Here is a 23862-nt window from a genome sequence, read left to right on the forward strand (position 1 = left end):
TCAGTGGCGGTGCGAGATGCCCTTCCACGACCGAGACACAATGCCCATCGTGATGAAGATCGCCAGGGTGATGAGTCCGTACCAGATCGGATCCATCGGCAGCTCCACGTGGGCTGCGTGCTCCCCACCTTCGGCCGCGGCGGCCATGATGGCTGCGTTCACGTCATTTCTCCTTACTCATTGATCCGTCGCGCACAGAGCGCTTCGGGGTCGTTACCTTCTCAGTTTCTCATGAACCATCGGGGAATCCGGCATCGACATGACTTCTTCCCCCTCCGATGTCTCCCCTGGTCGGGCGGTGAGTACCCTGATCGCGGAGTGTCGGAGCCGATTCGGGCTCAGGAACGGACCTGGCCGTTGCCCATCATCACCCATTTCGTGGTCGTCAGCTGTTCGAGTCCCATGGGGCCGCGAGCATGCAGCTTCTGGGTGGAGATGCCCACCTCCGCACCGAAGCCGAGCTCTCCCCCGTCGGTGAATCGCGTGGAGACGTTGACTCCCACCGCCGCTGCATCGATGGCGGTGACGAAGGTATCAGCGTTGTCGAGGTCCTTCGTCACGATCACCTCGGTGTGGCCGGAGCTGTAGGCACGAATATGGTCGATGGCCTCTTCGATGCCGGAGACGAGCTTGATCGCGATCTCCAGTCCCAGGTACTCCTTGGCCCAGTCGCGCCGCGACACCCGTCGGACCTTCATCCCGGCCGGCGCCAGTGCCGAGACGTCCGAGTCGGCGTGGACGATGACCCCGGCGCCGTCGAGGCGTTCGAGGATCTTCGGCAGCACGCGTTTCGCGGCTTTCTCATGCACAAGGAGGGTCTCCAGCGAGTTGCACACGCTGGGTCGATGCGTCTTCGAGTTGAGGACGAGGTCGACGGAGGTCTTCACCGTGGCGGTGGAATCGATGAACATGTGCACATTGCCCACACCGGTTTCGATGACGGGCACGATCGATTCCTGCACGACCATGTTGATGAGGTCGGCGCCACCTCGGGGAATGAGCAGATCGACGTAGTCGCGGGCGTGCATGAGCACGTTCGCGCCTTCGCGCCCGTACTGGTCGATGCCGTTGATCGAGTCGGCCGGCAGTCCCGCCGATTCGACGGCTCGCCGGAGGATGGAGATGATCTCAGTGTTCGAGTTCTGCGCAGCCGATCCTCCGCGCAGGACGGAGGCGTTTCCAGATTTGAGTGCGAGAACGGCGATGTCGACGGTGACGTTCGGGCGGGCTTCGTAGATCGCACCGATCACACCCATCGGGACACGGTTCTGGGTGAGTCGGATGCCGTTGGGCAGGGTGCGTCCGACGACGACATCGCCGACGGGATCCGCGAGGTCGATGACGTCCTCGACGGAGTCCGCGATCGCTGCGATGCGATCGGCGTCGAGGCGCAGACGGTCGAGCAGAGCCTCGCTCATTCCGTTCTCGGTGCCGGCGGCGATGTCGGCGTCGTTGGCTTTGACGATGCGGTCGGTGTTGCCGCGCAGCGCCTCGGCGATGGCACCGAGAGCAGCGTTCTTCTCGGCGGTCGAGGTCGTCGACAACAGGCTCGAGGCGGACTTGGCGTTGCGCACGATGCGGGTCACGCCGCGCACAGTCTTCGGGTGGATCTCGGCTGCTGCTGTCATGGGTTATCTCCCCCCGCTCACTTGTGTGAGAACGAGATCGTTTCGATGGATGACCTCTTTACGGTAGTCACTTCCCAGACGGGTGCCAAGTTCCTCGGTTGTGGAACGGAACATCAGCGGCAGCTCGTCCGAGGAGAAGTTGGTCATACCGCGGGCGATGACCTCGTCGTCGAGATTGCGGATCTCGACCGGGTCCCCTGCTTCGAAGTCCCCGCGGCAGGAGGTGACGCCCGCAGCGAGCAGGGACGTCCCCCGGGAGAGCACGGCTGTTTCGGCTCCTCTGTCGATCGTGACCGATCCGAAGGTCCGAGCGAGATGGCGCAGCCACAGCAGGCGGGTGCCCCGTCGTCTGTGGGTGACCGCGAAGTATGTGCCCACGGTCTCCCCCGCCAGCGCCGAGGCGGCCTGCGGTGCCGAGGTCAGCACGGCCGGGATCCCCGAATCGGCGACCATGATGGCGGCGTCGACCTTCGTGGCCATTCCGCCGGTGCCGGTGCCGGCAGTCCCGACACCTCCGATGGAGAGGTCGTCGAGATCGCCGGGTCCGTGCACACGGCCGATCAGGCGGGAGCAGGGCTGATCCGGGGGTCCAGAGTAGAGCGCATCGACATCGGAGAGAAGCACGAGCGCATCGGCGTGAGCCAGATGAGCGACGAGCGCCGCCAGCCGATCGTTGTCTCCGAAGCGGATCTCCTCGGTGGCCACGGCATCGTTCTCATTGACGATGGGCATCGTGCCCAGAGCCAGGAGTTTGTCGATGGCTCGCTGGGCGTTCTTGTACTGGGTGCGTCGGATCAGGTCATCGGCGGTGAGCAGCACCTGACCGGGAACGAGGTCGTAGCGTCCCAGCGCCCGCGTGTATGCGGCCATGAGCAGTCCCTGACCGACCCCGGCCGCTGCCTGCTGGCTGGCGAGGTCTCGAGGGCGCTTCTTCAGCCCCATCGGCTCCAGACCGGCCGCGATCGCGCCGGAGGAGACGAGGATGACCTCATGACCGGCAGACCGGTGGGCCCCGATGACATCGGTGAGCGCGATGAGTTTGGCTTCGTCGAGTCCGCCGTCGATCGTCGTCAGCGAGGACGATCCGACCTTGACGACGATGCGACGGGCTCGGGCGATGTCGTCACGGAACGATCCTGCGGAAGAATCCGCCTGAGCTGCGGCGGTCACTCCTCGCCGGCTCCCTCACCAGACTCCGTCGCAGGTGCACCGAGGCGGCTCTCGCGGTGGGCGCGTTCGGCCAACCGCTCCTGTTCGAACTCGGCCCGCATGGCGGCCTTCGCGTCCATCTTCTCGTGATAAGCGGCCTTGCGTTCCTTGCGTGTGGAGCGCGTTTCCTCGTCCAGTCGGGCGTCCGATCCGCGGGAGCCGAGCAGTTCTGCTCCACCGACGGTTGTGGGATCCCAGTCGAAGACGACGCCGTCGTCTCCGCCGACGACGATGGTGTCGCCGGGTTTCGCTCCAGCCTTGAAAAGAGCCTCTTCGACGCCGAGGTGCTCGAGGCGGTCGGCGAGGTAGCCGACGGCTTCGTCGTTTCCGAAGTCCGTCTGCTGCACCCAGCGACGAGGCTTGTCACCGAGGACGCGGAACAGCGGTCCGTCGGAGGTGCGTTCGGAACGGACTTCGAATCCGCGATCGTCGACGGCCTTCGGACGGATGACCACGCGCTGCGGTGTCGCTTCGATCTCGGCACGACGTTCCCGTTCGGCGAGCACGAGCTCGGCCATGGCGAACGAGAGTTCCCGCAGACCGGCATGGCTGACTGCCGAAATCTCGAAGACCCGGTATCCGGCGGCTTCGAGATCGGGCCGGACGATATCGGCGAGGTCGCGACCGTCGGGGATGTCGACCTTGTTCAGCGCCACGAGCTTCGGGCGCTGTGAGAGCGGCAGGAGTCCGCTCCCGTCGTCGAGGTCGACGGCATAGGCGGCGAGTTCGGATTCGATGATCGTGAGGTCGGATACGGGATCGCGTCCGGGCTCCCAGGTGGCCATGTCGATGACATGGACGAGGCCGGCACAGCGTTCGACGTGGCGGAGGAACTCGAGGCCGAGTCCCTTGCCCTCAGATGCGCCGGGGATGAGTCCTGGAACGTCGGCGACCGTGTAGCGGGTGTCGCCGGCCTGGACGACCCCGAGGTTGGGCACGAGTGTCGTGAATGGGTAGTCGGCGATCTTCGGTTTGGCGGCCGACAGCGCAGCGATCAGGCTCGACTTGCCCGCCGATGGGTATCCCACGAGGGCGATATCGGCGATCGTCTTGAGTTCGAGCACGAGGCTGAGCGTCTGTCCGGGCTCTCCGAGGAGCGCGAAGCCGGGGGCCTTGCGCTTCGTCGAGGCCAGCGCGGCATTGCCGAGCCCGCCGCGGCCACCGGCTGCTGCGGTGAATTCGGTTCCCCCCTCGACGAGGTCGGCGATGACGTCGCCGTTGGTGTTCTTCACCACGGTGCCCTCGGGGACGTCGACGATGAGGTCTCTGCCGTCGGCACCATGGCGCAGATCGCCCTTGCCGATCCCGCCGTCGTCGGCACGCACGTGCGGACGGTGGTGCAGGGGAAGCAGGGTGGTGGTCTGACGGTCGACGCGGAAGATGATGTTGCCGCCGTTGCCGCCGTCGGCGCCGTCGGGCCCGCCGAGCGGTTTGAATTTCTCGCGCCTGATCGAGGCACACCCGTTCCCACCCGCGCCTGCGGCGAGGTGAACGGTGACACGGTCTACGAACTCGGTGGCCATAATGTCCTTATATCAGATGAAGGGTGAGTCGTTCGACTCACCCTTCATGCTCCCTTTTCAGGGAGAGATCATATTGACGACGGAACGGATCCGGGAAGGATCAGGCTCCGACGATGTTGACGATCTTGCGACCGTTGCGGGTTCCGAATTCCACGGCACCTGCGGTCAGTGCGAAGAGGGTATCGTCTCCTCCACGGCCGACATTCGCTCCGGGGTGGAACTTGGTTCCGCGCTGGCGGACGATGATCTCGCCGGGTTTGACGGCCTGGCCGCCGAAGCGCTTCACGCCGAGGTACTGTGGGTTCGAGTCGCGACCGTTGCGGGTCGAGCTGACTCCCTTTTTGCTTGCCATGTGAGAAGTCTCCTCTTACTTGATGTTCGTGATCTTCAGACGGGTGAGGTCCTGGCGGTGGCCCTGACGCTTCTTGTACCCGGTCTTGTTCTTGTACTTCTGGATCACAATCTTGGGACCGCGGAGTTCACCGGCGACCTCAGCGCTGACCGAGACCTTCGCCAGAGCGTCGGGATCGGTCGTGACCGTCTCACCGTCGACAAGAAGTACGGCATCGAGTTCGACGCTGTCTCCAGCCTTCGCCTTCATTCGGTTGACTGTGATGATATCGCCGACGCTCACCTTTTCCTGGTGGCCTCCGGCGCGGACGATGGCATAGACCATGGTCGAACCCTCTTTCTGTTGAAAACAAACGAACGGCGGTTGTCCCTTGGCTGCCGCAGAACGCGTCCCGCAGACATCCCATTGAGAGGAATCACCAGCCGTGGTGCGTCACGCGCACCGACGATCAATTCTAGTCGAGAGTGCACAGCAACGGCAAACCCGTCGCCCTTGCTCGAGTGGAAGACCTGCCCGATGTGAGCCATCTCTCGTCCACCCCCCTGTGGCGGGCGACTGCCGCCGACGCTTTGACTCAGCTTTCGCGTGACTCCGCGATGCGCTCGTGCCGGCGGATGACCTCGGCGACGATGAACGCGAGGAACTTCTCGGCGAACTCCGGGTCGAGATGGGACTCCTCGGCGAGTTCTCGCAGCCGGGCGACCTGCCTGGCTTCCCGAGACTCGTCGGCCGGGGGCAGACCATGGTCGGCTTTGAGTTCGCCGACTCGCTCGGTGAGTTTGAAGCGTTCGGCGAGGAGGTGAACGAGGGAGGCATCGATGTTGTCGATGCTGCCTCGCAGCTCCTGCAGCCGGGCGACTGCGCGTGTTCTGTCGTCTCTGTTCTCATCCACGCTCCCAGTCTATCGATGCCTGGACATGCCTGTGCCCCGCGTCCGAATGGCACGGGGCACAGGCATCCTTGATCGGGGCGTCGCTCTTGTCTCGAGGCGGTCGAGACTCAGGCGGGCTGGTCGACCGGGACAGCGTCGGTGGTGTCCGGGTCGTTCAGAGTCCCGGCCTTGCGATCGGCGAGATACTTCTTCATCTCCTTCTTGACCACCGGCATGAGCAGGTAGAGGCCGAGGATGTTGATGAAGGCACACATGAACAGGGCCGCATCCGCGAACTCGACGACCTTGGAGAAGGTCGCCACACAGCCGACGACGACGAAGAGGCAGACCAGCGTGCGGAAAACCGTGACACTGGCCTTCGCGTTGCCGAACAGGTAGCTCCATGCCTGCTCACCGTAGTACGCCCACGTGATGAGGGTTGAGAAGGCGAACAGTGCGACGGCGATGGCCAGCAGGATCGGGTACCACGAGGCGACCGTGGAGAAGGCATCCGAAGTCAGTGCCACTCCACCGATCTCACCGGCACCCAGATCCTCCCGGTACGACGCCTGGTTGGCGACGATGATCGTCAGTGCCGTCATCGTGCAGACGATGACAGTGTCGATGAATGGTTCGAGGAGTGCAACGAATCCCTCGGAGATGGGGCGACGCGTCTTGACCGCCGAGTGAGCGATCGCAGCTGATCCGATTCCTGCCTCATTCGAGAAGGCCGAACGCTGGAAGCCGATGATCATGACTCCGACGATGCCGCCGGCCACACCCTGCGGGTTGAACGCGCCGGCAAAGATCTCGCCGATGGCGTTCGGGATGTTCGCGTAGTTGAGTCCGAGCACGAGGAGGCACGAGATGACATAGAAGATGGCCATTCCGGGTACGAGTTTGTCGGTGACCTTGGCGATGGAGCGGATGCCGCCGAGGATGACCAGGGCGACGAGAGCGGCGAAGATGATTCCGAAGACGAGCGAGGCGAAGGGGCCGGCCAGGAATCCGTCATCGCCGCCGGTGGCCGTGCGGACCTGGGCGAAAGTCTGGTTGGCCTGGAACATTCCGCCGCCGACGACGCCGAAGATGAGGATGGCGATGGCGAACAGTCCGGTGAGCACCGTGGCCACCGGCTTGGAGAAGCGGCGGAAGGCCACAGGGAGGTACTTGAACGGACCACCGTGAACCACACCGTTCTCGTCGATCTCGCGGTACTTCACTCCGAGGGTGCATTCGACGAACTTCGTGCACATACCCAGAAGTCCGGCCACGATCATCCAGAAGGTTGCTCCAGGTCCGCCGAGGGCGATGGCCACTCCGACACCGGCGATATTGCCGAGACCGACGGTGCCCGACAGCGCAGAAGCCAGTGCCTGGAAGTGGCTGACCTCACCCGGATCGGACTTCGAGGAGAATTTTCCGCGGATGATCTCGAGCGACAGCTTCGCTCCTCGAGCTTGGATGAAGCCGAAGTAGACCGTGAAGACCGCTGCGGCGAATATCAGCCACAGAACGACGAATGGAAAAGAGATCTCTCCGATGGTGATCGGAAAGAAGATGATACTGCCGAACCATGTCGCGATCGGATCGAACCAGGAATTGATGGCACCGTCGACCGGCGAGGCCGGCGCTGCTGAGATATGAAGATTGTTCATAGTGTGACAACCTACTGAGACTTGCGTCACATTCAAGCGTTCCAAGTTGTGGGACGGTTTCAGTTATCGAACCGTTACGAAACTGGCCGTTCCACGACTGTTTGAGATTCCCGTCTCATTACCTGGCCTAGACTGGGAGCATGACTCAGAACCCCCAGCAGCCAGATCAGCGACCCACTCGAGCGTCGAACCCGACCACTGATCGCGGCCCCGTCCCCAGCGGAGATCCGAGCACTCATATCCAGGCCGGACACAGTCAGCCCGCTGCCTATCCCGGAGCCGAAGCCGTGACGAATCCCAACGGCCACTATGGTTCGCAGGGCGCTCAGTCCGGGGCGGTCGGCGGCTCGGGAACGACGGCGCCGTACGGTCCGCCGGCCGGTGCTCAGGCGAACACCGGTGCGCCACCGCACCACCGTGAAGGCGCACCGCTGCCACCGGCACCGCAGAGACCCCGCTCGGACGGACAGCCCGCCGATCCGGGTCCGGGTCCGGCCGCCGGGTCCGGGCCCGTCTCGCCACAGACTTCTCCCCCTGGGACCAGACGGTCGCCCGTGCAGACACCGGATTCCCACCGCGGCCCATCTGCCTCGGGGCAGGGGAATTCTGTCCCCACGCGCATCGTCTCCCCCGATGGCGAACGTGTCCGAGAGAAGCCGGCAGGCGGGGTTTCGGGCTACTTCGCCATCGTCGGCGCCATCGTCCTGCTGCTCCTCGCCGTGCTCCTGGGCATCATCGGGTTCGTCATGACCTTCGCCCAAGTCGTCGTCGGTGTCGTCCTCTTCATCGTCGCCGTCCTCAGCTTCATCGCTTCGATGTTCCTGTTCAAGGGCTGCACCTCGGTGGCGCCCGGACATGCCGTCGTCCTCCAGCTCTACGGCAAGTACGTCGGAACGGTCAGGCAGTCGGGTCTGCGATTCGTCAATCCCTTCTACACGAAGGATCAGATCTCGACGCGCATCCGCAACCATGAGACCTCGACGCTGAAGGTCAATGACCTCGACGGCAATCCGATCGAGATCGGCGCTGTGGTCGTCTGGCAGGTCCGCGACACCGCACAGGCGATGTTCGAGGTCGATGACTTCGAGGAGTTCGTCGCGATCCAGGCAGAGACCGCCGTTCGGCACATCGCGAACTCCTACGCCTACGATTCCTCGGATCCGCGCCGCATGTCGCTGCGCGACAACGCAGACGAGATCACCTCACGGCTCTCCGATGAGGTCGCCGCCCGCGTCATGGCCGCAGGCGTCACGGTCATCGAATCGCGCATCACGCAACTGGCTTACGCTCCGGAGATCGCCCGTGCCATGCTCCAGCGCCAACAGGCCACGGCCGTCGTCGCCGCCCGTCAGCTCATCGTCGAAGGAGCTGTGGGCATGGTCGAGACGGCGATCGAGGAGATCGAAGGACGGCAGATCGTCAGGCTCGGGCAGACCGAACGCAGCGACCTCGTATCGAACCTGATGATCGTCCTCTGCGGTGACCAGGCCGCACAGCCGACGATCAGCACCACCCGCAACCAGCAGTCGGCAGGCTGACCGCCAGGACCCGGAGTTCACCGCACGCGACTGCGCCCCGTCGACGTCATCCGTCGGCGGGGCGCTGTCTTCTGCCTCAACTCAGGACAGGCGCTCAGTCCTCACCGATGATGACAAACGAGGTGGGCAGCTGCTCCTGCTTGGGGGCAGGGGCCTTCTTCGCCGGTTCGCGCTTCTTCGCCGGAGTGCTCTTGACCGGTTCGGCGGCGGCGACCTTCGTCTCGCTGTCGGCGCCGATCATCAGCGGCAGATCCTTCGGTTCTTCGGCGACCGGCTTCTGCTCGGCCGCGGACTTCGTCTCTGCCGACTCCTGCTCGTTGCTGCTCGTCTTCGCGTTGCCGTTTGATTTCTCGTTGTCACTCAACTTCTCGTCGCGCGTCTCGGTCTGCGAGTCATCGCTGCGGTTCGAGCGAGAGCGGCGGCGTCCGTTGCGCGAACGCGGGCGGGACTTGGCGTTCTCACCGTCGTTCGACGAGTCATCGGACTGAGTCTGAGCGTCGGATGTCGATTCGGTCGAATCGGCATCATCCTTCTTCAGGGTGGCTTTCGCAATCGCGGCGACAGCCGACCGAGAAGCATCCGAGGACACTGTCTCATCAGTCGATTCGGACTCATTGTGCTTGGACTTCGAGCCTGAGTCGCCCCGCCGCTTGCGGTCACGACGGTTGTCGTGGTTCGAAGAGCGGCCGCCGCGATGGGCCTTCGATCCGTCTTCTTCCGAACCCGGCAGCAGCAGTCCCCGACCGGTGAGGTCCTCGCCGGCGCTGACCAGGGATTCGGCGAGTCCGGTGCCGATGCGCTTGCGCGTCATCTGCACGAGTCCCAGCGATGTCACCTCGGCGACCTGATGCTTCGTCCGGTCGCGACCGAGGCACTCGACGAGGCGGCGCACCACGAGGTCGCGGTTGGACTCGAGCACCATGTCGATGAAGTCGACGACGATGATTCCGCCGATGTCGCGCAGGCGGATCTGCCGAATGACTTCCTCGGCGGCTTCGAGGTTGTTGCGGGTCACCGTCTCCTCGAGGTTGCCTCCGGAGCCGGTGAACTTGCCGGTATTGACGTCGACGACCGTCATCGCTTCGGTGCGGTCGATGACGAGTGAACCTCCCGAGGGCAGATTCACGGTGCGCTGCAGCGCCTTCTGGATCTGCTCTTCGATCCTGTAGTGGCCGAAGATGTCCTCGTCCTCGTTGTAGCTGTGGACGCGATCGAGCAGGTCCGGGGCCACGGATTCGACGTACTCGTGGATGGTGTTCCATGCGCCGTCGCCGTCGATGACGAGCGAGCTGAAGTCCTCGTTGAAGACATCACGGATGATGCGCACGATCATGTCCGGCTCGCTGTAGAGCAGCTGCGGGGCCAGCACCTTCGTCGACTTCGACTTCTTCTCGATCGTCTCCCACCGTTTGGCGAGACGTTCGACGTCACGTGACAGGTCGGAGTCGGTGGCGCCTTCGGCAGCGGTACGCACGATGACGCCGTTCGAATCGCCGACGAGCTGTTTGAGCAGCTTCTTCAGGCGTGCGCGTTCGTTGTCGGGCAGCTTCCGCGAGATTCCGGTCATCGAATTGCCCGGTACGTAGACGAGGAACCGGCCGGGCAGAGAGATCTGGCTGGTCAGACGGGCGCCCTTGTGCCCGATCGGATCCTTCGTCACCTGCACGAGCACGGCATCGCCGGGGCTCAGCGCGGTTTCGATGCGGCGCGCCTTGCCGTCCATGCCGAGGGCGTCCCAATTGACTTCACCGGCGTAGAGCACGGCGTTGCGGCCCTTGCCGATATCGATGAATGCCGCCTCCATGCTCGGCAGCACGTTCTGGACCTTGCCCAGGTAGACGTTGCCGATGAGCGAGGACTGCTGACGGTTCTCCTTGAGGTAGTGCTCGACAGCGATCCCGTCTTCGACGACGACGAGCTGAGTCTGGTCGCCGCTCTCCCGGACCAGCATGGTCCGGTCGACGGACTCACGTCGGGCGAGGAATTCGGCTTCGGTGATGATGGGGCGGCGACGTCCGGCTTCGCGGCCCTCCTTACGACGCTGGCGCTTGGCCTCGAGGCGGGTCGAACCCTTGAGCGAGGTGACTTCGTCGCGGTCGGTGCTGCGGGTGCGAGACCGACGACGGCGCCGACGGCGCGAACCGCCGTCGGAATCGTCATCACCATCGTCCGAATCCGAATCGTCGGAGTCGTTGTGGTCGGAGGCTTTGTGATCGGAGTCTTTGTGATCCGACTTCGAATGTGAGTCCTCGGCGTCCGAATCGGAGCGCTTCGAACCGCGGTTGTTCGACCGAGATCCCCGCTTCGACGACTTCGCGTCCTCGTTGCCTGCAGAGTCCGAGGAGTCGTCCTCGGAGTCCTTCGAATCGTCGGCGTCCGAGGAATCGTCGTGGGAGTCATCGCGACCCCGCGATCGGCGCCCGCGGCCGCCTCGACGCCGACGTGGACCGTTGGAGGAATCGTCCTCACCATGCTCGTTCTGACGGCTCTCCTGCGAGGACGACGTCTCGTCATCGGAGGCCTGGGAATCATCCCAGTCGTCGTCGGAGTCATCGTCTTCGATCGTGACGACCTCGGCGTGTTCGGCCTTCGGCACCTGGAAGATCAGGCCGCCGTCATAGGGCCCAGCCGGAGTGGTCCGGGGTTCGGGTGCGGCAACCGGAGCGGCAGGTGCCGCGAAGGGATTGCGCGGATCGAAGCCCGGCGACGCCTGCGACGCGGAATCGGACTCATCATCGCCATCGGCGTCGTCTGCGTCCTCGTCGTGATCATCGTCGTCCGAGTCTCCGCGGACGAACTCCTCGAAGATCAGTCCCCGATTGGCCACGGCATCTCGTGCGGACTTCTGCCCGCCTCGGCGAGGGGTCGGTTCTGCGTCGTACTCGTCCTCGTCCTCGTCGTCATCAGCATCGCCGATACGCAGTGATTCGGCCGCCTCGGCGATGTCATCGAGGCGCGCACGCACACTGTCGTGGACATCCTCGTGTTCGGCGTTTTTGGCACCCGCCGACTGCTGCAGATTCGCGAGGTCCGCGAGAATGCCTTCGGTCGGATCTGTCGACTCTGTGCCGTCGTTCGACGTATCGTTCATCGTATCTCCCAGTCCGAAGACGCCGTCCACACCGTACGGATCTTCGGATCCTTGCATGGTCCGCAATGGACCGAAACCTGTGGATGGCACATCCGGCTCGCGCTCAGCGCGTAGGCCTTCCGTGCTGCCTCATCTTGTTGTCGACCTGCGAGGTCATACCCTCGACTCGGTGGAGGCACTTCTCCTGTTCGGTGTGGGAACAGGTATCCGTCCGACCATTATGTCACAGAAGTGCCTCTGCACTGAGGTTTCGATGGGTACGGGGTTTGCCGCACGGGACATGGCCAGGCATTCTTGAGGAGTGAACACCACACTGACTCAATCCGATGACCTCGAGTCCGCCGACACCACCTCATCATGGGTGCTCAGATCGGTGCCGTTCGGGATCTTCCTCATCATCGCCTCTGCCATCGGCTTCCTCGCCTCGTTCTCCCTGTCGGCGGAGAAGTACGAGAAACTGGCGAATCCGGACGTCGTGCTCTCCTGCGACCTCAACCCGTTCTTCTCGTGCGGTTCGGTCATGGAACATGCCGAAGCCGAGCTGTTGGGCTTCCCCAATCAGCTCATGGGCGTGGCGGCCTTCATCATCCCGCTGCTGCTCGGTGTGCTCATCCTGTCAGGCACCCGGCTGCCCCGCTGGGTGATGGTGGGACTGAACATCGGACTGGGCTGCGGCGTGGCGTTGGTGATGTTCCTGTTCTACGTCTCGATCTACAAGATCGGAGTCGGCTGCCCGTGGTGCATCATCGTGTGGACCGTGACGATTCCGATGTTCATGGCTGTCACCGCCCGCAATCTGCTTACCGGCGCCTTCGGTCGGCGCGCCGCCGACAATGCCGTGCTGCGGGTCCTGGCGAAGGAGAACATCGCCTTGTCGGTGCTGTGGATGCTCATCATCTTCGCCTGCATCGTCGTGCAGTTCTGGGCGTTCTTCTCCAATCTGCTCTGACCGTGAACCGAATCCAGTGAGGGCGCCCCACCGTTCGGTGGGGCGCCCTCACTGTTTCGACCGGTGCGGCTCAGTCGTCGGCCGCGTTCGGTCTTCTGACTGTCATCAGCCTTCAGCCGGGTACCAGATTCCGATCTCGCGTTCGGCCGATTCTGTGGAATCGGATCCGTGGACGAGGTTCTTCTGCACCTTCTCACCCCAGTCGCGACCCAAATCGCCGCGGATCGTACCGGGAGCAGCGGCCGTCGGGTCGGTGGCGCCGGCCAGGGACCGGAAGCCGGGGATGACGCCCTGTCCGGAGGCGATGATCGAGACGATCGGCCCTTCGGACATGAAGTCGACCAGCGGCTGGTAGAAGGGCTTGCCTTCGTGCTCGGCGTAATGGGCTGCCAGTTCGGCGGCTGTGGCCGAACGGAGATCCAAGGCGTCGATCGCATAGCCCTTGGCTTCGATTCGGGCCACGATCTGTCCGACGAGTCCGCGAGCGACTCCGTCGGGCTTGATGAGGATGAGCGTACGTTCCATTCCGGTCCTTCCAATGTCGTGTGGACGTCGGTCCACAGTCTACCCGGGCACCGTGGCGCTCCCGCCTCGGTGTTCTCACAGTTCAGCTGCGCGCGGCGACCTCACGATCGATGCGAGCCGACCAGTACACGGCCACGGCCCACAGGGCGATGAACAGCGCCGCGACGAAGAACATCGAGGTAAGCACGAAGCCGGAGGCCAGCAGCAGCCCCTGCACGACCCACCCGATGATCACACCGGGGCGTTTCGCACCGATCCGCCGCGGCAGCAGGATGACGGCGATGATGGCCAGCACGGCGATGACCGAGGCGCCGATGAGCAGCTGTGCCAGGGTCAGAGTCTGCGCCGACTTCACCGACAAGCCGAATGTCGTGAGCACGGCGAAGTAGACGACGACGAGCTCGCAGGTGAGGATCGATCCGCAGAGCACGGGGTACTTCGATTTCATCCTTCCTCACCTCGTCCGAGGAGCAGGCGCGCTTCGGCCACTGTGTAGATGGAGCCGGTGACGACGATCCCCGGACTCTTCGCATCGACGCTGTTGGCAAGGTCGACGGCCTTCATCAGGGCCGCATTGAGATCGGAGGCGACGATGACGGAATCCTCGTCGACCCACTCCCGCGCCGCCTCGGCGAGGTCGTCGACCGGCAGCGCACGGGAGTTGAGATTCTCGCTGACGACGAACACATCTGCGCTGCGATGGAGCTCTTCGATGACACCGTCACTGTCCTTGTCCGCCAGCATCGCCAGCACGATGACGACATAGTCGAAGTCGAACGCCTCGGCGAGGGTGTCGGCCAGCACATGTGCGGCATCCGGGTTATGGGCGCCGTCGACGACGACGCTGGGTCCCGTGCGCAGGAGCTCCGCACGGCCCGGTGAGGTCACCCTGGCCAGCCCCTCGGCCACCGTCTCCTGGTTGAGTGGCTTGTCTTCGGCTCCGAGGAAGGCCTCGGCTGCCACGATCGCGACCGCGGCATTGTGGGCCTGGTGAATTCCGTGCAGCGGCAGGAACAGGTCGGAGTAGACGTCTCTGCGGCCCTGGACCGTGATGAGCTGACCGTCGACGGCACGCTGCCGGTCGAGGAGACGGAAGTCCCGCTCCTCAGCGGCCAGCGGAACCCCACGGCGGGCAGCTTCCTCGTCAAGGACCGACTGTGCGGCCTCGTCCTGGACGGCAGACACGGCAACAGGTTCGGGAGCCGGGCTGTCCTCAACGCTGCGATCGAGGATTCCAGCCTTGGTCGCGGCGATCTCCTCGATGGTGTCTCCGAGGAACGCCTGATGATCGAGACCGATCTTCGTGAACACGCACACGTGGGCATCGGCCACGTTCGTCGAATCCCATTGTCCGCCCATGCCGACCTCGGTGACGACGACATCGACCGGAGCATCGGCGAACACGGCGAAGGCCAGCACGGTCAGCGCTTCGAAGTAGGTGAGCTTCGCGCGCCCTTCGGCTTCGAGCTGGGCATCGACGATGTCCAGGTACGGGGCGATCTCGTCATAGATGCGGACGAAGGTGTGAGCGGACACGGGTGCGCCGTCCACGGAGATCCGTTCGGTCACCGAATGCAGGTGGGGACTGGTGAACCGGCCGACCCGGAGCTCATGAGCGGAGATGAGCGAATCGATCATCCGTGCCGTCGAGGTCTTCCCGTTCGTGCCCGTGATCGTGATTGTCGGGGCCGCAGTGTGGATATCGCCGAGGATCTCACACGCCCGCCGAGTCGCATCGAGGCGCAGCTCGACCTGCGTCTCCCCCGCCCGGGCCAGCAGCAGGGCATAGACCCGGGCGAGCTCGACCCGAGTGGCGTCATCGACGACCGGTTCGGGCAGAGGTTCCGAATCCGCGTCCTGTTCTGCGGTCTGCGGATCTTCGACAGCGGCCAGCAGCTCCTCAGCTGCTGCCACCGGATCCTCGGGTGGGGTGTTGTCCTCGCTCATGCCCGCTTCACCGCCAGACGGGTGCCGCCGGGGAGCTCTTCGGGGCTGAAGACCTCGGCACCGGCGTCGACCGGGCCGAAGTTCAGAGTGGTCGTCAGGGTCTCACCGGCGATGAGGTCGACGTGAGGCTCGAGCGCGGCGACCACCTCGGTGCCGGCTTCGAGGGTGACGGCGATCCGGTCGGAGATGTCGAGATCGAGCTGCTTGCGGATGCCTTGGATGGCGCGCACGGCATCACGTGCCATGCCTTCGGCCTCGAGCTCGGGTGTGACCCGGGTGTCGAGGGCGAGGAAGCCGGAGTCGAGAGCCGCGAGCTCCATGCCCTCGGTGCCGGATTCGGCCACGGATTCGAGGGTGTACTCGCCGTCGACGAGCTCGATTCCGCCGCTGACGACGGTGCCGTCGGTGACGGACCAGTCGCCTGACTTCGAGGCCTTGATGACCTGCTGGACCTGTTTGCCCAGACGGGGTCCGGCGGCACGGGCGTTGACGACGAGATTCTGTGACAGGGAGAATCCGGCGGCCTCCGCCTCGGCGACGTCGAGGACCTCGACGGTACGCACATTGAGCTCATCGGCGATGATCTCGGTGAAGTCGGAGCTCAGGTCCGTGTCGGTGGCGACGGTCAGCTGCGACAGCGGCAGGCGCACCCGCAGCTGGTTGGCCTTGCGCACCGAGGAGGCTGTAGAGCAGATATCGCGGGTGAGGTCCATCGCCGCGACGAGGTCGGCGTCGGCAGGGAATGCCTCGGCATCCGGGTAGTCGGCCAGGTGCACCGACCGCTGCCCGGTCAGTCCGCGATAGATCTCTTCGACCGTGAACGGCAGCAGGGGCGCGGCCACACGGCAGAATGCCTCCAGGCAGGTATAGAACACGTCGAAGGACTCATGCGTGTCGGTGCCGCCGTCCCAGAACCGGCGACGCGAACGACGCACATACCAGTTCGTGAGCATGTCGAGGTAGCTGCGCACGAGTTCGCAAGCCGCCCAGATGTCGAGGCCCTCCATCGCCTCGGCGAACTCGGTGATGAGGTCGTGCGTCTTGGCCAGGAGGTACCTGTCGAGGACCTGGGACGAGTCGTAGCGCGACTGTGCCTGGTAGCCGGTCTTCTCCCCTGCCGGACCGTCGGCCGCGTTGGAGTAGGTGGCGAAGAACTGCCATGTGTTCCACAGCGGGAGCACGACCTGGCGGACACCGTCGCGGATGCCCTGTTCGGTGACGACGAGGTTGCCGCCGCGCAGGATGGACGAAGCCATGAGGAACCAGCGCATGGCATCCGAGCCGTCGCGGTTGAAGACCTCGTTGACATCGGGGTAGTTGCGCAGGGACTTCGACATCTTCTGCCCGTCGGAACCGAGCACGATGCCGTGGGAGATGCAGTTCGTGAAGGCGGGACGGTCGAAGATCGCCGTGGCCAGAACGTGCAGCAGGTAGAACCAGCCGCGGGTCTGTCCCACGTATTCGACGATGAAGTCGGCCGGGAAGTGGTTGTCGAACCATTCGGAGTTCTCGAACGGGTAGTGCACCTGGGCGTAGCTCATCGAACCGGAGTCGAACCAGACGTCGAAGATCTCCGGGATGCGCTGCATCACCGACTTCCCGGTCGGATCGTCCGGGTTCGGGCGGGTGAGGTCATCGACCCACGGGCGGTGGAGGTCGACGTCTCCGGAGTCGTTGCGCGGCAGACGTCCGAAGTCGGCTTCGATCTCGGCCAGGGAACCGTAGACGTCGGTGCGCGGGTAGGCCGGGTCGGAGGAGATCCACACGGGGATCGGCGAACCCCAGAAGCGGTTGCGCGAGATCGACCAGTCGCGGGCGTTTTCGAGCCATTTGCCGAACTGTCCGTGCTTGACGTTGTCCGGCACCCAGTTGATCTGCTCGTTGAGTTCGACCATGCGGTCCTTGAACTCGGTGACGCGGACGAACCAGGAGGACACCGCACGGTAGATCAGCGGGTTCCGGCAGCGCCAGCAGTGCGGGTAGGAGTGCTCGTAGGATTCGTGGCGGACCAGCAGAGCACCCCGCGACTCCATCGGACCAGTGTGGTTGCGCAGGTCCTTGATGATCGCCTTGTTGGCGTCGAAGACCTGCTGGCCGGCGTAGTCGGGAACGGTCGTATCGAAGCGACCGGCGTCGTCGACGGGACGGGCCGCGGTGATGCCGTAGGAGTCGGTGAGTTCCTTGTCCTCTTCACCGAAGGCTGGCGACTGGTGGACGATTCCGGTGCCGTCTTCGACGGTGACGAAGTCCGCTGCGAGGATCGTGTGCATGTTCTCGCCGAACTCCTCCTGACGGCCCTCGAAGTACGGGAACGGAGGTTCGTAGGAGGCGCCGACGAGTTCGCTGCCGGGGAAGGTGCGCAGAACCTGCGGTTCGGCACCGAGTTCACGAGCATAGGCACCCAGACGTGCTTCGGCGAGGATGAGGGTCTTGCCCTGAAGTTCTTCGGCACCGTCTTCACCGGGGACCACTGCGACGAGCGGGATCTCCGGGTTGACGGCCACGGCCTGGTTCGACGGAACCGTCCACGGGGTCGTCGTCCAGATGAGGACCCACTCGTCGGAGTCCTTGAGTTTGTAACCGAGGGTCACTGCCGGATCCTGACGCATCTTGTACACGTCGTCGTCCATGCGCAGCTCATGGTTCGACAGCGGCGTCTCGTCCTTCCAGCAGTAAGGGAGCACGCGGTAGCCCTCGTAGACGAGGCCTTTGTCCCAGAGCTGCTTGAACGCCCAGATGACGCTCTCCATGTATTCGACGTTGAGCGTCTTGTAGTCATTGTCGAAGTCGACCCACCGGCCCTGACGGGTCACATATTCTTCCCATTCCTGGGTGTAGCGGAGGACCGAAGAGCGGCAGGCGTCGTTGAATGCGGCCAGTCCCATGCGGCCGATCTCGGACTTGTCGGTGATGCCCAGTTGACGTTCGGCTTCGAGCTCGGCCGGCAGGCCGTGGGTGTCCCAGCCGAAGCGGCGGTCGACCTTCTTGCCGCGCATCGTCTGGAACCGCGGGACGACGTCCTTGACGTAGCCGGTGAGCAGGTGACCGTAGTGGGGCAGGCCGTTGGCGAAGGGAGGTCCGTCGTAGAAGACGAATTCGTTCTCGCCGTTCTCGCCGGCGTCGCGCTGGGCGATCGACGCCTTGAAGGTGTCATCCTCCTGCCAGTAGCGCAGCACTGCGTCTTCGATGGCAGGGAAGTTCGGGGACGACGAGAGTCCGAAGGTCGAGGTCGAAACCTTGGGATAGAGAGGCTGAGTCATGAGCGTCCTTCTGGGTCACTGCGGTCACTGTCACGAGGACGACAGTCTGCCGCGGTACCACCTCGCTTATCCGCAGTCCGACCGGTTCAGGACGGTCAGCGGATCGCTCATTCACTCAGACGATGACGGGTCCACCCGTCCGGGTCTACTGAGAACGCGGCGTTTGGAACGCTGGCTCCGTTCTTCCGGATGCTCCCCGGTGATAGCCGGATCGACGCAAGACAATCGTATACCGTCGACTCCGCCCGAGACCACTCGGCGGCGCGGGGGATCTCCCTCGCCGAGGCGGCCGCGGGCTGGAGCCGTGGGTGCTCACAGTCCCCGGTTGCGGGCGACCTTGTGCTGAGCGGCCTGGGCGATCGGTCGGATGACCATGAGATCGACGTTGAAGTGGTGGGGACGGGTGAGCGTGTAGACGACGGCGTCGGCGACGTCGTCCGCGGTCAGCGGGTTCTCGACGCCTTCGTACACCTTCGCGGCCTTCGCCTCATCACCGCCGACGCGTTTGAAGGTGAACTCGTCGGTGGCGACCATTCCCGGTGCGATCTCAATGACGCGCACGGGTTCGCCGGCGAGTTCGAGGCGCAGGGTCGCTGCCATCGAGTGGGTGCCGTGCTTCGCTGCGACGTAGCCTCCGCCGCCTTCGTAGGCCTGATGGCCGGCGGTCGAGGACATGACGACGATATCTCCGCGGCTGGAATCGATGAGGGCCGGCAGCAGTGCTTTGACGACGCGCAGGACTCCGAGGACGTTGATGTCGAACATGTCCCGCCATCCGTCGACCGATGCCTCGGCGACTGTGTCGGTTCCGAATGCGGCGCCGGCATTGGCCACGAGGGAATGGACGGCTCCCCCGGCGAGCACCTGTTCGGCCATGGACGCCACGGCGGCGTCATCGGTGAGGTCGGCGACGATGTAGTCGGCTCCGGTCTCCTCGGCGAGGGCTTTGAGCTTGTCCTCTCGGCGGGCCACGGCGACGACGTCCCAGCCCTGCTCGCGCATCTGTCGGACCGTGGCCGCACCGATTCCGGAACTGGCGCCTGTGACTACTGCTCTGAGCTTTTCCATCTGTGTTCTCCTCTGTCGGGTCTGTCGGCGGGTTCGTGTCTGGATTCCCGAAGCGGGGATTGCTGTTCGGATCTCAGTCTACGGAGTCGGCTCGCGGCCGCGTGCGGTGTCTTCTGAACCGAGATCGGTCTCGATCGGTCGGCTCACGGCCGGATCTGACGACGCTGCTTCTTCCGGGGTCGTCGACGCGACAGGTGGGGACCCCTTCGCGCCCGGTCGGAGTTTCTTCACGCTTGGTCGGGTGTACGGGTTGCGGGGCCCGCCTTCGCCGAAGACGGCACGGAAGCCGGGGATCTTCACTGCCACCCAGGTGACTGCGGCACAGACGATCGCATAGGCGATCGGCATGATGACGGCGTGGAGCAGGACGCCGGGCACGGTATCAGGCAACCCCATGGCATTTCGGACAGGGTAGAGCAGCAGCGGATGGAGGAGGAACACACCGAAGGAATACGGGTAGAACCGGTGCAGCAGTCCGAAGCCTTCGCGCAGATGGAAATGCAGGAGGAGGTAAGCGGCCATGGAGGCGAGGACGACCCCCGGTGCGAGGTATTCGTAAGGGAACATCCACGGCTTCTCACCGGGCCCCAGACCGGCCCAGACCGCGGTTCCGACGACCGCGATGATGAGGCTGACCCACGCCAGGACTGCACCTCTGACCGAGGGCACGATATCGCGCAGCACCCAGCCGAGGATATAGAACCCGGCCATCGGCAGGAACCGGGTGGCGATATTGGCTTCGCCGACGTCGAAGACCATCGACACCCACTGGTCGACCATGCCGATGCCGAGGAAGATGAGACCGGTCCCCCACTGCAGACGGCGGGAGCCGTGGACGCTCAGCAGGCGGAAGAACGGTGTGAGCAGCGTCAGGCCGGCAAGGACGTAGAGGAAGTAGAGCTGGACGAATGGCGATCCGGTGAGGATCGCAATGCCCGGATTCCAGGTTTCGTCGTCGGGCTGCAGGTAGTAGCGACGAAACAGAACGTACACGACCGTCCAGAACACGAGGGGGATGCCGATTCGCCAGACACGTTTGGACAGGAACCTCCGCGGTTTGCTGCCCCGGTCGGGGTCGAGGGCCAAGGCCCCGGAGATCATGATGAATACGGGCACCGACCACCGGCAGGCGGAGTCGATGGCATTGGCCAGCCACCAGTCGGGCCCCATACTCGCGAAGTTCTCTTCGACGACGGTGCCCAGGGAATGGATGGCCACGACGGCGATGATCGCAATCGCACGTGCCGGATTCATCCACGCGGTCGACGTGGGCGGCGGATTCTCTGTCGGAATTCGGTCCAAGGGCGCCATGTGTCCATGATGTCATTGCCCGCGACGCAGGCGACTCACTGCGCCTTCAGAGTGTGAGCCGTCCCACGCTGTCGAGCTGGGGCAGCCGAGGCGGGAGTGCTGCCCTCAAGCTCGGGTGGGGCTTCGCGCGGCCACGGGCGCGAACCGGTTTGGCCGATCGCGAACCGGGTGAGAAAATCAGCAACTATGAACACACCTGCCTTTTCGGACTCGACGCACGAGTCAGTGAACCTTCCTGACAAGCCGGCCCTCGAGGGGCTGCGGGACAAATGGGACGCCGCGTGGAGCGAGCAGAACGTCTACGCCTTCGACGTCGACACCGATCGCGAGCAGGTCTACTCGATCGACACTCCCCCGCCGACCGCCTCGGGGTCGCTGCATGTCGGACACGTGTTCTCCTATACCCAGACCGATATCATCGCCCGCTATCAGCGGATGACCGGCAAGAACGTGTTCTATCCCCTCGGCTGGGACGACAACGGCCTGCCGACCGAACGTCGCGTGCAGAACTACTACGGAGTCACCTGCGATCCCGGCCAGCCCTACGACCCGGACTTCCAGCCGCCGGAGAAGGCACCGAAGAATTCGCGCGACTTCGTCAAGGTCTCTCGCCAGAACTTCATCGAACTGTGCGAGAAGCTCTCCGCCGAGGACGAGAAGGTGTTCGAGGACCTCTTCCGCTCCACCGGACTGTCCGTGGATTGGAAGTACACCTACCGCACGATCGATGACGATTCGCGTGCGGTGAGCCAGAGGGCCTTCCTCACCGATCTGAAGAACGGGCATGCCTATTCGCAGGACGCGCCGACCATGTGGGACGTCACCTTCGGCACTGCTGTGGCTCAGGCCGAACTCGAGGATCGTGAGCGCGAAGGCGCGTACCACAAGGTGAAGTTCTTCCCCGAGGGCGCTGATGGCCTGGCCGACACCTCGGCGGAACCGATCATCATCCTCACCTCGCGTCCGGAGCTCATTCCTTCGGTCGTGGCACTCGTCGCCCATCCCGATGACGAACGCTACGCCTCCCTGTTCGGCACGAACGTCGTTTCGCCGCTCTTCGGCGTCAGCGTCGAGATCCGCGCCCATGAGCTTGCGAAGTCCGATAAGGGCACAGGCATCGCCATGGTCTGCACCTTCGGCGACCTCACCGACGTCACGTGGTGGCGTGAACTCGATCTGCCGACCCGTGCGGTGATCAACCGCGGCGGCCGCCTCAACCTCGAAGTGCCCGAGTGGATCGCGAACTCACCGAAGTCCGATGCTGTGGCCAACTATGAGGCACTGGCAGGGAAGACGACGTTCTCTGCGCGCAAGGACATTGCGCAGATGCTCATCGACTCCGGTGACCTCATCGGTGAGATCGAGCCGATCACGCATCCGGTCCCGTTCTACGAAAAGGGCGACAAGCCGCTCGAGGTCGTCACCAGCCGTCAGTGGTACATCCGCAACGGCGGACGGTCGGCCGAGCTGCGGGATGCGCTCATCGCCCGCGGTCGCGAGATCGAATGGCACCCGGCGTACATGCGCTCCCGCTACGAGAACTGGGTGGAGAACCTCAACGGCGACTGGCTGGTCTCCAGGCAGCGGTTCTTCGGTGTCCCGATTCCGCTGTGGTACCGCCTCGACGCTGATGGCCAGCCCGATTACGATGACCCGATCGTGCCCGAGTCGCTTCCGTGCGACCCCATCGCCGAGGCTCCTGCCGGCTTCACCGATGACCAGCGTGATGTGCCCGGCGGGTTCACCGCAGACCCGGATGTCCTCGACACCTGGGCGACGTCGTCGCTGACGCCGCAGCTGCTCGGCGGCTGGTCGCGCGACGAGGAGTTCTTCGACAAGGTCTTCCCCTTCGACCTGCGTCCGCAGGGACACGACATCATCCGCACCTGGCTGTTCTCCACCGTGGTCCGAGCGAACTCGCTCAACGATGCGGCACCGTGGAAGCATGCCGGCCTGTCGGGGTGGATCCTCGACCCGGACCGGAAGAAGATGTCGAAGTCAAAGGGCAATGTCGTGGTTCCGTCGGACATCCTCGGCGAGGCGAAGCCGGGATTCGGTCCCGACGCGGTCCGCTACTGGGCGGCCAGCGCGAAACTCGGTGCGGACACCGCCTATGACGTCACGCAGATGCAGATCGGCCGCCGGCTGGCGATGAAGCTGCTCAATGCTTCGAAGTTCGCTCTGGCACAGGGAGTGCATGCCGGCCTCATCGGTCAGCTCGGTGCCGTCACCCACGATCTCGATCGCGCCCTGCTGGCGAAGCTTGCCGAGGTCGTCGAGCAGGCCGGAAAGCACATGGCCGCTTACGACTATGCTCATGCACTGCGTGTGACCGAGAGCTTCTTCTGGGAGTTCACCGATGACTATGTCGAGCTCGTCAAGGACCGTTCCTACGGCTCATCGGGATCTGACGATCAGCTGTCGGCGCACGTCACCTTGGCCACTGCTCTGGATGTCCTGCTGCGTCTGTTCGCTCCGTTCACTCCCTTCGTCACCGAAGAGGTCTGGTCCTGGTGGCGTGAAGGATCGGTCCACCGCGCCGCATGGCCGGCAGATGAGGCGCTGAGCCATCCGGAATCGTCCGTCGACCCCGAGCTGCTGGCCTCGGTGGCAGCCGCACTGACCGAGATCCGCCGCACGAAGACCGAGGCCAAGGTATCGCAGAAGACCGAGGTCGCTTCGGTGACCATTCAGGCGCCGGCCACCGTCGTCTCCGCGATCACGGCGGCAGAAGGCGACCTCAGGGCCGCGGGCCGTATCAAATCCCTGAGCACCGAGGAAGCCGGCGATGAGATCACCATTGCCTCGATCGACTTCGTCGACCAGGACTGAGCCGAACACCGGCCGGACCTGACGGTCAGCCGACGCACCCTCCGGCACCGCCGGCTGCCCGAGACCCGTACTGGTCCCGCAGAGCCCCGCGGCATTCGTT

Annotated in this window: 18 protein-coding genes; 3 read left to right on the top strand and 15 right to left on the bottom strand. The window is 64.3% G+C overall.

Annotation, left to right across the window (positions count from 1 at the left end; genetic code table 11):
- The 8 genes from ACSBQT_RS00730 to ACSBQT_RS00765 all read right to left on the bottom strand — a co-directional run bounded on the left by ACSBQT_RS00730 (position 1) and on the right by ACSBQT_RS00765 (position 7241).
- Positions 1-162 (bottom strand): hypothetical protein, encoded by a 162-nt coding sequence (locus tag ACSBQT_RS00730; protein WP_167443897.1) that lies wholly within the window; start codon positions 160-162, stop codon positions 1-3.
- A 176-nt stretch (positions 163-338) separates the two neighbouring features.
- Positions 339-1628 (bottom strand): glutamate-5-semialdehyde dehydrogenase, encoded by a 1290-nt coding sequence (locus ACSBQT_RS00735; protein WP_410710107.1) that lies wholly within the window; start codon positions 1626-1628, stop codon positions 339-341.
- Between the two features lie 3 nt (positions 1629-1631).
- Positions 1632-2798, bottom strand: a complete 1167-nt coding sequence (gene proB, locus ACSBQT_RS00740) for a glutamate 5-kinase (protein ID WP_435000588.1) — start codon at positions 2796-2798, stop codon at positions 1632-1634.
- The gene (gene obgE / locus ACSBQT_RS00745) at positions 2795-4360 is read right to left on the bottom strand and encodes a GTPase ObgE (RefSeq protein WP_435000589.1); all 1566 of its coding nucleotides are present in this window, start codon (positions 4358-4360) and stop codon (positions 2795-2797) included. The genes proB and obgE overlap by 4 nt, the downstream gene beginning before the upstream one ends.
- Positions 4361-4460: 100 nt before the next feature.
- Positions 4461-4712, bottom strand: a complete 252-nt coding sequence (gene rpmA, locus ACSBQT_RS00750; RefSeq protein WP_435000590.1) for a 50S ribosomal protein L27 — start codon at positions 4710-4712, stop codon at positions 4461-4463.
- A gap of 15 nt (positions 4713-4727) precedes the next feature.
- Positions 4728-5036, bottom strand: coding sequence for a 50S ribosomal protein L21 (gene rplU, locus ACSBQT_RS00755; protein ID WP_025776790.1), 309 nt, complete (start codon positions 5034-5036; stop codon positions 4728-4730).
- 250 nt (positions 5037-5286) lie between these two features.
- On the bottom strand, positions 5287-5604 hold the full coding sequence (locus tag ACSBQT_RS00760) for a chorismate mutase (protein WP_410710110.1): 318 nt from the start codon (positions 5602-5604) through the stop codon (positions 5287-5289).
- Between the two features lie 107 nt (positions 5605-5711).
- Entirely contained in the window at positions 5712-7241 is a 1530-nt protein-coding gene (locus ACSBQT_RS00765) for an alanine/glycine:cation symporter family protein (protein ID WP_410710111.1), read from the bottom strand.
- Positions 7242-7381: 140 nt separating this feature from the next.
- Between ACSBQT_RS00765 and ACSBQT_RS00770 the strand changes: the two genes are divergently transcribed.
- Positions 7382-8779, top strand: coding sequence for an SPFH domain-containing protein (locus ACSBQT_RS00770; RefSeq protein WP_410710112.1), 1398 nt, complete (start codon positions 7382-7384; stop codon positions 8777-8779).
- 94 nt (positions 8780-8873) lie between these two features.
- Here ACSBQT_RS00770 and ACSBQT_RS00775 read toward each other — a convergent pair whose 3' ends face one another.
- Complete coding sequence (locus ACSBQT_RS00775; RefSeq protein ID WP_435000592.1) at positions 8874-11870, bottom strand: Rne/Rng family ribonuclease; 2997 nt, start codon at positions 11868-11870, stop codon at positions 8874-8876.
- A 301-nt stretch (positions 11871-12171) separates the two neighbouring features.
- Between ACSBQT_RS00775 and ACSBQT_RS00780 the strand changes: the two genes are divergently transcribed.
- The gene (locus ACSBQT_RS00780; protein WP_181270465.1) at positions 12172-12819 is read left to right on the top strand and encodes a vitamin K epoxide reductase family protein; all 648 of its coding nucleotides are present in this window, start codon (positions 12172-12174) and stop codon (positions 12817-12819) included.
- Positions 12820-12924: 105 nt separating this feature from the next.
- On the opposite strand, the gene ndk is transcribed toward ACSBQT_RS00780, so the two are convergent.
- The 6 genes from ndk to ACSBQT_RS00810 form a co-directional block, all read right to left on the bottom strand.
- Positions 12925-13344: a nucleoside-diphosphate kinase gene (gene ndk / locus ACSBQT_RS00785; protein ID WP_039210750.1), complete on the bottom strand. Its 420-nt coding sequence runs from the start codon at positions 13342-13344 to the stop codon at positions 12925-12927.
- An 82-nt stretch (positions 13345-13426) separates the two neighbouring features.
- Entirely contained in the window at positions 13427-13792 is a 366-nt protein-coding gene (locus ACSBQT_RS00790) for a DUF4233 domain-containing protein (RefSeq protein ID WP_435000594.1), read from the bottom strand.
- On the bottom strand, positions 13789-15291 hold the full coding sequence (locus ACSBQT_RS00795; RefSeq protein ID WP_435000596.1) for a bifunctional folylpolyglutamate synthase/dihydrofolate synthase: 1503 nt from the start codon (positions 15289-15291) through the stop codon (positions 13789-13791). Before ACSBQT_RS00795 ends, ACSBQT_RS00790 begins: the two co-directional genes overlap by 4 nt.
- On the bottom strand, positions 15288-18551 hold the full coding sequence (gene ileS / locus ACSBQT_RS00800) for an isoleucine--tRNA ligase (protein WP_435000597.1): 3264 nt from the start codon (positions 18549-18551) through the stop codon (positions 15288-15290). The genes ACSBQT_RS00795 and ileS overlap by 4 nt, the downstream gene beginning before the upstream one ends.
- 312 nt (positions 18552-18863) lie before the next feature.
- On the bottom strand, positions 18864-19619 hold the full coding sequence (locus tag ACSBQT_RS00805) for an SDR family oxidoreductase (RefSeq protein ID WP_435000598.1): 756 nt from the start codon (positions 19617-19619) through the stop codon (positions 18864-18866).
- 78 nt (positions 19620-19697) lie between these two features.
- Positions 19698-20930 carry an acyltransferase gene (locus tag ACSBQT_RS00810; protein ID WP_435000599.1) on the bottom strand — a complete coding sequence of 411 codons (1233 nt, stop codon included), beginning with the start codon at positions 20928-20930 and terminating at the stop codon, positions 19698-19700.
- 186 nt (positions 20931-21116) lie between these two features.
- On the opposite strand from ACSBQT_RS00810, the gene valS reads away from it, so the two are divergent.
- Positions 21117-23762 (top strand): valine--tRNA ligase, encoded by a 2646-nt coding sequence (gene valS / locus ACSBQT_RS00815; RefSeq protein WP_435000600.1) that lies wholly within the window; start codon positions 21117-21119, stop codon positions 23760-23762.
- Positions 23763-23862: the final 100 nt, after the last annotated feature.

This window comes from Brevibacterium sp. H602 (assembly GCF_051172395.1).
GTDB lineage: Bacteria > Actinomycetota > Actinomycetes > Actinomycetales > Brevibacteriaceae > Brevibacterium.

Coding starts and splice junctions, on each gene's coding strand:
- rplU (WP_025776790.1), bottom strand. CDS start 5,036: ATGGTCTATGCCATCGTCCGCGCCGGAGGCCACCAGGAAAAGGTGAGC.
- ileS (WP_435000597.1), bottom strand. CDS start 18,551: ATGACTCAGCCTCTCTATCCCAAGGTTTCGACCTCGACCTTCGGACTC.
- valS (WP_435000600.1), top strand. CDS start 21,117: ATGAACACACCTGCCTTTTCGGACTCGACGCACGAGTCAGTGAACCTT.
- obgE (WP_435000589.1), bottom strand. CDS start 4,360: ATGGCCACCGAGTTCGTAGACCGTGTCACCGTTCACCTCGCCGCAGGC.
- ACSBQT_RS00810 (WP_435000599.1), bottom strand. CDS start 20,930: ATGGCGCCCTTGGACCGAATTCCGACAGAGAATCCGCCGCCCACGTCG.
- rpmA (WP_435000590.1), bottom strand. CDS start 4,712: ATGGCAAGCAAAAAGGGAGTCAGCTCGACCCGCAACGGTCGCGACTCG.
- ACSBQT_RS00775 (WP_435000592.1), bottom strand. CDS start 11,870: ATGAACGATACGTCGAACGACGGCACAGAGTCGACAGATCCGACCGAA.
- ACSBQT_RS00770 (WP_410710112.1), top strand. CDS start 7,382: ATGACTCAGAACCCCCAGCAGCCAGATCAGCGACCCACTCGAGCGTCG.
- ACSBQT_RS00805 (WP_435000598.1), bottom strand. CDS start 19,619: ATGGAAAAGCTCAGAGCAGTAGTCACAGGCGCCAGTTCCGGAATCGGT.
- ndk (WP_039210750.1), bottom strand. CDS start 13,344: ATGGAACGTACGCTCATCCTCATCAAGCCCGACGGAGTCGCTCGCGGA.
- ACSBQT_RS00790 (WP_435000594.1), bottom strand. CDS start 13,792: ATGAAATCGAAGTACCCCGTGCTCTGCGGATCGATCCTCACCTGCGAG.
- ACSBQT_RS00765 (WP_410710111.1), bottom strand. CDS start 7,241: ATGAACAATCTTCATATCTCAGCAGCGCCGGCCTCGCCGGTCGACGGT.
- ACSBQT_RS00735 (WP_410710107.1), bottom strand. CDS start 1,628: ATGACAGCAGCAGCCGAGATCCACCCGAAGACTGTGCGCGGCGTGACC.
- ACSBQT_RS00795 (WP_435000596.1), bottom strand. CDS start 15,291: ATGAGCGAGGACAACACCCCACCCGAGGATCCGGTGGCAGCAGCTGAG.